This is a genomic window from Phenylobacterium sp. (genome assembly GCF_030693805.1).
GTDB lineage: Bacteria > Pseudomonadota > Alphaproteobacteria > Caulobacterales > Caulobacteraceae > Phenylobacterium.
Window position 1 is genome coordinate 1 of sequence record NZ_JAUXZW010000403.1, and the last position, 7494, is coordinate 7494.

The 7494-nt window shown below is 68.3% G+C and carries 7 protein-coding genes and 1 pseudogene; 4 read left to right on the forward strand and 4 right to left on the reverse strand.

Going from position 1 to position 7494, the window contains the following annotated elements; translation table 11 throughout:
* Positions 1-735, reverse strand: a 735-nt coding sequence (gene phnC / locus Q8M88_RS16075; RefSeq protein WP_305598165.1) for a phosphonate ABC transporter ATP-binding protein, incomplete at its 3' end; no start/stop codon positions are given.
* Positions 736-964: 229 nt separating this feature from the next.
* On the opposite strand from phnC, the gene Q8M88_RS16080 reads away from it, so the two are divergent.
* The 3 genes from Q8M88_RS16080 to Q8M88_RS16090 all read left to right on the forward strand — a co-directional run bounded on the left by Q8M88_RS16080 (position 965) and on the right by Q8M88_RS16090 (position 4533).
* Complete coding sequence (locus Q8M88_RS16080) at positions 965-2218, forward strand: type III PLP-dependent enzyme (RefSeq protein WP_305598166.1); 1254 nt, start codon at positions 965-967, stop codon at positions 2216-2218.
* A gap of 101 nt (positions 2219-2319) precedes the next feature.
* On the forward strand, positions 2320-3375 hold the full coding sequence (locus tag Q8M88_RS16085; protein WP_305598167.1) for a deoxyhypusine synthase: 1056 nt from the start codon (positions 2320-2322) through the stop codon (positions 3373-3375).
* 108 nt (positions 3376-3483) lie between these two features.
* Entirely contained in the window at positions 3484-4533 is a 1050-nt protein-coding gene (locus Q8M88_RS16090) for a sensor histidine kinase (RefSeq protein WP_305598168.1), read from the forward strand.
* Here Q8M88_RS16090 and Q8M88_RS16095 read toward each other — a convergent pair.
* Complete coding sequence (locus Q8M88_RS16095) at positions 4530-4736, reverse strand: DUF2158 domain-containing protein (protein ID WP_305598169.1); 207 nt, start codon at positions 4734-4736, stop codon at positions 4530-4532. The two genes, Q8M88_RS16090 and Q8M88_RS16095, sit on opposite strands and share 4 nt — an antisense overlap.
* 18 nt (positions 4737-4754) lie before the next feature.
* Complete coding sequence (locus Q8M88_RS16100) at positions 4755-6017, reverse strand: NAD(P)/FAD-dependent oxidoreductase (protein ID WP_305598170.1); 1263 nt, start codon at positions 6015-6017, stop codon at positions 4755-4757.
* Positions 6018-6289: 272 nt separating this feature from the next.
* Between Q8M88_RS16100 and Q8M88_RS16105 the strand changes: the two genes are divergently transcribed.
* Positions 6290-6937, forward strand: a complete 648-nt coding sequence (locus tag Q8M88_RS16105; RefSeq protein WP_305598171.1) for a ParA family protein — start codon at positions 6290-6292, stop codon at positions 6935-6937.
* Positions 6938-7185: 248 nt separating this feature from the next.
* Here Q8M88_RS16105 and Q8M88_RS16110 read toward each other — a convergent pair.
* Positions 7186-7494, reverse strand: a pseudogene (locus Q8M88_RS16110) (hypothetical protein); the annotation flags it as partial.

Here is a 7494-nt window from a genome sequence, read left to right on the forward strand (position 1 = left end):
CTGCTTGCGGGTCAGGCCGGTGGGCGGCCCATCATAGACCACCTTGCCAGCCTTCAGCGCGATCACCCGGTCACAATAGCGCATGGCGTAGTCGACCTGGTGCAGGGTGACGATCAGGGTGAGGCCGTCGGCCCGGTTCAGGTCGCGCAGAATCTCCATGACCTTGCGGGCGGCCACGGGGTCGAGGGAGGCCACCGGCTCGTCGGCCAGGATGATCTTGGCCTTCTGCACCAGGGCGCGCGCGATGGCGGCGCGCTGCTGCTGGCCGCCGGAGAGCGTGCCGGCCCGCTGGGCGGCGTAGTCGGCGACGCCCACCCGGGCCAATGCGGCCATAGCCTGGGCGCGGGTGTCCGCCGGCCACAGGCCCAGCACGCCGCGCCAGCCGGGCAGCCGCCCCAGCGCGCCGAGCACCACGTTGGTGAACAGGGTCAGACGGCCGACCAGGTTGAACTGCTGGAAGATGAAGCCGATGCGGGCGCGCACCTGGCGGACCTTGTCGCTGATCTTGCCGCGGGCCTGCACGGTCTCGCCGAACGCCTCGATGACGCCGTCGCCGGGATCGATGGCCTGAAGCCCGCTGATCGAGCGCAGCAGGGTCGACTTGCCGGAGCCTGAAGGGCCGATCAGCGCGATCATTTCCCCGCGGGCGACCTGCAGCGACACCCCGGCCAGAGCACGGCGCTCGCCGAAGCTTTTCGACACATTGCGCACGGACAAGACCGCAACGTCGGCCATGCCGGCCATGCTCCCCCGAAGACCGCGCCGAAGACGCTCCGCTGCTTCATGGCATGCGCTTCGCCGATCGGTCTACCGTCGCGACAACCGCCTGCGCACGCTTGCATGCGCAGAACACTTTACATCCGGGTCCGATGCCCCTATTTCGCACCGTTCCGGCGGACCCGATGTCCTGAAAAGCGCTGCTAACGCCGGATTGGGTTCAACTATCCATTGGGGGCTACGTGCATTGCACACGTATCATACGCCCCTGGACCTGGTCCGTGAGCGATCCCCGGAACGTCCTGTCGCCATCGCGCGACCGGATGCGGTGGCCGTAGCGGCGAACTGGTTCCAGGCGAATTTCAAAGGCGACGTCTTCTACGCTGTAAAAGCGAACCCTTCGCCATGGGTCATCGAGACCCTGGCCGCGAATGGGGTGAGGTCGTTCGACGTGGCTTCGGTCCCCGAGATCGAGCTGGTGGCCCAGTATGCGCCTGGTTCGCGCATGGCGTTCATGCATCCGGTGAAGAGCCGCCGCGCGATCGCGGCCGCCTACTTCGACCACGGCGTGCGCACCTTCTCGCTCGACACCCATGAGGAGCTGGCGAAGATCCTCGAGGCGACGGACGGGGCCAAGGACCTCAACCTGATCGTGCGCCTGGCGGTGGCCGCTGACGGCGCGGCCTATTCCCTGTCCGGCAAGTTCGGCGTCGAGGCCCACGAGGCTCCGGCCCTGCTGTTGGCCACGCGCCGCGCCACCCAGGACCTGATGGGCGTCTCGTTCCACGTGGGCAGCCAGTGCATGCGTCCGACCGCCTATCAGGCGGCGATGAGCCAGGCCTCCCGCGCGCTGGTCCGCGCCGGCGTGTTCGCCGATGTGGTCGACGTGGGCGGCGGCTTTCCGTCCGTTTATCCGGGCATGACGCCGCCGGCGCTGGCCGAGTACATCGACTCCATCGACCGCGGCTTCGCCGAGATGATGGTCCATGAAACCACCGAGCTCTGGTGCGAGCCCGGCCGCGCGCTGGTCGCCGAAGCGTCCTCGATCCTCACCAAGGTCGAGCTGCGCAAGGGCGACGCCCTGTATCTGAACGACGGCTCCTACGGCAGCCTGTTCGACGCGGCGCACACCAAGTGGCCGTTCCCGGTCAAGCTGTTCCGCGGCGAAGCCGACGAGGCGGTCGAGGTCGACGGCGCGCTGAAGCCCTACCGCTTTTACGGGCCGACTTGCGACTCACTTGATCACATGCCGGGACCGTTCTGGCTGCCCGAGGACATCGGCGAAGGCGATTACGTCGAGATCGGCATGCTGGGCGCCTATGGCGTGGCGATGAACACCCGCTTCAACGGCTTCGGCGACGCCGAGACGGTGCAGATGGACGACGCGCCCATGGCCTCCATGTACGGCCTGGCCCCGCGCTCGATTTCCGCGCCTCGCGCCGAGACGCAGAACGTCGTTAAACTGTCGCGCGCCCGCGGCAGGAAGCGTCGGCGGAAGTAGTCTCCGCCTGTCGTTCGTTGGACTTCGCGCGGCCGGTCGCTCCGTCCCGACCGCGCGCCTTTGCTTGGACGGGCGCTCAAACTCTCCGAGAGGACCAGAGAATGAACGCTGAGGTTCAACCCAATCGCAAAGCCGAGCTGCTGAGCGACACTGTCGAGCACGTGGCCATCGACCAGTACGAAGCGCGTCCGGTCATCGACTCCATGCGCACAATGAGCTTCACCAGCCGCGACACCGCGCGCGCCGCCGACATCCTGACCATGTCGCTGGAGGACAACGGCTGCTCCACGTGGCTGACGCTGGCCGGCTCCACCAGCGCCGGCGGGTGCATGCACATCTACCGCGACATGGTGAAGTACGGGATGATCGACGTGGTGGTCTCCACCGGAGCCTCGATCGTCGACATGGACTTCTTCGAGGCCCTGGGCTTCCGCCACTATCAGGCCCATGCCGAAGTCGACGACCGCGACCTGCGCGCCCTCTACATTGACCGCATCTACGACACCTACATCGACGAGGAGGAGCTGCAGAGCTGCGACGCGACGATCAAGGACCTGTGCGACGCGCTCGAGCCGCGTCCCTATTCCAGCCGCGAATTCATCCACGAGATGGGCAAGTGGCTGGCCGCCGGAAACGCCAAGGAGGCCGGCTCGCTGATCCAGACCGCCTACGAGGAAGGCGTGCCGATTTTCTGTCCGGCGTTCACCGATAGTTCCGCCGGCTTCGGTCTGGTCAAGCACCAGGTGGAACGAATGCAGGCCAAACAGCCCTATCTGACCATTGATTCCGTGGCCGATTTCCGCGAGCTGACCGACATCAAGATCGCCGCCGGTACGACAGGCCTGTTCATGGTCGGCGGCGGGGTGCCGAAGAACTTCGCCCAGGACACTGTGGTCTGCGCGGAGATCCTCGGCCACGAGGCCGAGATGCACAAATACGCCGTGCAGATCACCGTCGCCGACGTTCGCGACGGGGCCTGCTCGTCCTCGACGCTCAAGGAGGCCTGCTCCTGGGGCAAGGTCGACGTCACCTGGGAACAGATGGTGTTCGCCGAGGCCACCACCGTGGTCCCGCTGATCGCCTCCGACGCCTGGCACCGCAACGGCTGGAAGTCCCGCGAGAAGCCTCGCTGGGCCAAGCTGTTCGCCAAGGCCTAGATCAACCAAGCCCAAGCCATGCGGACACGGTCGCTCATCCTCGCAGCCGCCGTGTCCGCGGCCGTCGCCGCCTTGCCACCAAGCGCCGCCCTAGCGCGTTAGCGCTGCATGTCCAACGAAACGCCACCCTCGCTGGGCCTTCCGCAGGCCCGCATCGCCGAGCTGATCATCGACCACGCGCGCGACTACGCCATCTTCACCATGGAGCTGGGCGGTCGGATCACTAGCTGGAGCGCCGGCGCCGAACGCATTACCGGCTACACAGCCGACGAGGCAATAGGCATGGACTTCGAAGCCTTCTTCACGCCGTCGGACCAGTCCACCGGCCAGGCGCAACTGGAGCTAGACAAGGCCTGGCGCGACGGGCGGGCGGAAGACACCCGCTGGCACGTGCGCAAAAACGGCGAGCGCTTCTGGGCCAATGGCGTCACCTCCTCGTTCGCTGACGGTGAACTCCAAGGCCTGATCAAGGTGATGCGCGACGAGACCCGCAACCGCCTGGCCGACGAGCAGCGCATCCTGCTGCTCAACGAGCTCAACCACCGGATCAACAACACCCTGGTGACCGTCCAGTCGCTGGTCGAGCAGACCCTGCGCGCCACCGACACCGACCGCAGCGTACGCGAGAACCTCACCGCGCGGCTGCTGGCGTTGTCCGACGCCCACCGCCTGCTGGTCGATCGGAACTGGGCCGGCGCCGATCTCGAGGCCATCGTCGAAAAGGCGGTCGCGCCCTATCAGGACGGCGACGACTCGCGCCTGCGCATGGACGGGCCCAACGTCCGGCTGAGCCCGCAACAGGCGGTGTCGATGGCGCTGGTGCTGCACGAACTCACCACCAACGCGGTCAAGTATGGCGCGCTGTCAGTCCCGGACGGCTTCGTCGAGACCGCCTGGAACCTCCACTATGACGAGCTCGGCGCCCGCCACATGACGTTCCTCTGGCAGGAGCATGGCGGCCCGCCGGTCACCGAGCCGATGCAGCGCGGCTTCGGCTCGCGGCTGATCTCACGCAGCTTCGGCGAGGACGGCGGCGGAGAGGCCCGCATCGAGTTCCATGCCGACGGCGTGCGCTGCGGCGTGCATCTGCCGCTGATCACGCCCGCCGAGATGGAGATGATGGACCCGACCGCAGTTCATCAGCAGGCCGGCGGCTAGGGCGGCGGGCCAAGCTCGGCGATCTCCACCGCCTCCAGCGCCTCGGCCGGATGGCCGGCGGTCTGATGCAGGTGGGTGTCATCGAACCAGGCGCACCACACCTTGGTGTCGCCGCTGCTGTCCGGGCTGACCCCGGTCACCGCCATCACCGCTTCGCCGCCCTTGAGCCGCACGCGGTCGCCGCACTTGAATGTCTGCGTCATCTGTTCCTCGCGCATCGATCAGGCGAACACGCCATCGGGTTCCCAGACCAGCGGTCCGCGACCGAGCTTGGCCAGCCGGTCCTCGGCGCTGGAGCGGCCGGTGACCAGCGACGGGGTCTCCAGGCGGAACGAGTGGTAGCCGCGCGAGCCCGACCCCCAGCCCAGGCCCGTCTTCTGCGCGGCCTTCAGCCGTTCGCGCTCCTCGGCCAGCTCGGCGTCGGTCAGGTGGAACACGCGGCGCTTGCTCTCGCACGAGATCGGCGAGGAGATCTCCAGGAACACCTTGCGGCGGGCGTCGGCGTAGGCGTCCAGCACTTCGTCGCCGCGCTCGCCCTTGACCACCGCGGCCAGGGCGTCGATCAGCGCGAAACTGTCGAACATGCCGCCGGTCAGGCCGAATCCGCTGGTCGGGTTGGTGACGTGGGCGCTATCGCCGGCCAGCAGCACGCGGCCGACCCGCATCTTCTCCACGCAGCGCTGGTGCATGCTGTAGGGCGAGAACAGGTCGAGCTGCGCGCCCTCCCCTTCGTTGGGCAGCACCCGGCGATAGTATTCGAAGATCCGCTCGCGCACGCCGGCGACCGGCAGCTCGGCGTCCTCGTGGAACGTCACCCGCCACTGCCCGTCGCGGGTCAGCCGCACGATGATCGCCCCATAGTGGTTGTCGATCATCAAGTTGCTCATCGGGTGCCAGCCGTGGCCCTCGAAGTCGAAGCGCATGTTGGTGGCCACGAACCGGTCGGGCCAGGTGTAGCCGATCAGCTCCTGGCCGATCGCCTTGCGCACGCCGCTGCGTCCGCCGTCGGCGCCGATCACCCATTTGGCGCGGATGGTTTCGGGCCCCTCCTGGGACTCGGCCTCCACCTCGACGTAGTCGTCGAACTGCTTCAGCCCCATGAACCGCGAGCCCCAGGTGCAGGTGATCTGCGGGTAGCGCTCCATGTGCGCCAGCGCCACCTCGGTGAGCTCGTTGATCGCCAGCGTCAGGGTGTAGGGATGGTCGAGCCCTTCAGGGTACTGGGACTTCGACACATAGGCCTCGCCGGTCTTGTAGAACCGCGAGCAGTTGGTGTTGCTGAGGAAGCCCGCCTTGGTGGCGTCGTCGAACAGGTCCAGCAGCATCAGCCCGTCCAGCGCCTGGCGGTGATAGGTCATCGCCCGGGGCGAGGGCATCACCCCCTGCTCGGCCTCGATCACCCGCACGCTCAGGCCGTGCCTGGCGAGTCCGATGGCGGCGATCAAGCCCACGGGTCCGCCGCCGACGATCAGGACGTCGTCCATTCCGCTTCCTCCCATTGCTCCCGGCCGCGCCGCGCGCAGTCCGTGTCAGCCCCGGCACACTGCCTGCGATCGCTCGCGCAGGCGATTGAGAAGCGCAAAACCCCTGATTGCGCACCACGCAACGTTCCTATCGATGCATTGCGCCGACATACTCTTCTCCCCTTGCGGGAGAAGCGACGCGACATCGCCTCTAACTCCCGCCCAAATTCACCGGCACAAGGATTGCACCCAGGCGGGCGAGCAAGGCGCGAGGCGGATATCCATTGAAGACCGTGGCGGTGATCGCGTTGAAGGGCGGCTCGGGCAAGACCACCGTCGCCACCCACCTGGCGCTGGCCGCCTACCGGCGCGGCCTCGCCGTGCTGGTGGTCGACATCGATCCGCAGCATTCGGCGCTCGATGCGCTGGGCGCGCGTGAGACCCCCGGCCCCGACGTCGTCGCCTCCACGGGGCCGAAGCTGGTCTCCGCCCAGTTCGCCGCCAGCGGCCTGGCCAAGGACCTGCTGATCATCGACACCCCCGCCGGCGCAGTCGAAGACGTCGGCGAAGCGCTGGTGCTGGCCGACCTCGCGGTGATGGTCGTGCGCCCCACCCTGCTGGATATCGCCGGCCTCGTGCGCACCTTCACCATGGTGCGCAAGCTGGGCAAACCAGCCGTCGTGGTGGTCAACCAGGCCCCGGTGGCGCGCGAGGCGGTCGAGGCGCCGCTGGTCAAGCGCGCCCTTCGCGGGCTGGAATACATGCAGGCCCCGCTGGCCCCGGTGATCCTGCGCGCGCGCGCCGTCTACCAGACCGCCCTGGAACGCGGTCGCTCGGCCGAGGAAACCCCAGACCGCGCGGCCGCCGCCGAGATCGCCGCGCTGTGGGACTACATCGCCGCCAAGGCCCAGATCACCAAGGCCCAGCCGCAGGAAGCGTAAGGCCTCTCGGGCCCCTTCCCCCTGGAGGGGGGAAGGGTGAGGGATGGGGGTGGCGGCGCCTGCCGAACGTGACGCGGACGCGGGCGGCGCGAATCCGCCAAGGCGGCGGAGGCTGAACCTGTCCCACCCCCATCCCCGGCCCTTCCCCCCTCCAGGGGGAAGGGAGGCACGCGTCACCCCCCCAACGCAGCAGGGGCGCCCAGGTCTCCCCGGACGCCCCCTCTACGGACACTTTAGGCGCGGCGGAATCAGATGCCGCGCAGGGTCGGGTCGATTGGCCGTTGCGCCGGGTCCGACGGGTCGCCGGCGGTTCGGTCGATCACGCCCTGGCCGCTGAACGAGCGGGCTTCCGCATAGCGGCGGCGCTCGGCGGCGATCTCGTCGGCGCTGTAGGGCGCACCGGCTTCGTCGAACTGCGCCCAGCCGGCGTCGCGATAGACGCCGCCCCGCTGCAGCGCATCGACGCCGCCGCGGCCGTTCAGCACCTGCTCGGCGGTCGCCCGTTCAGCTTCGGTGTCGGCGCGCACGCTGACCAGGGTGCCGCCGCGCCGCACGCC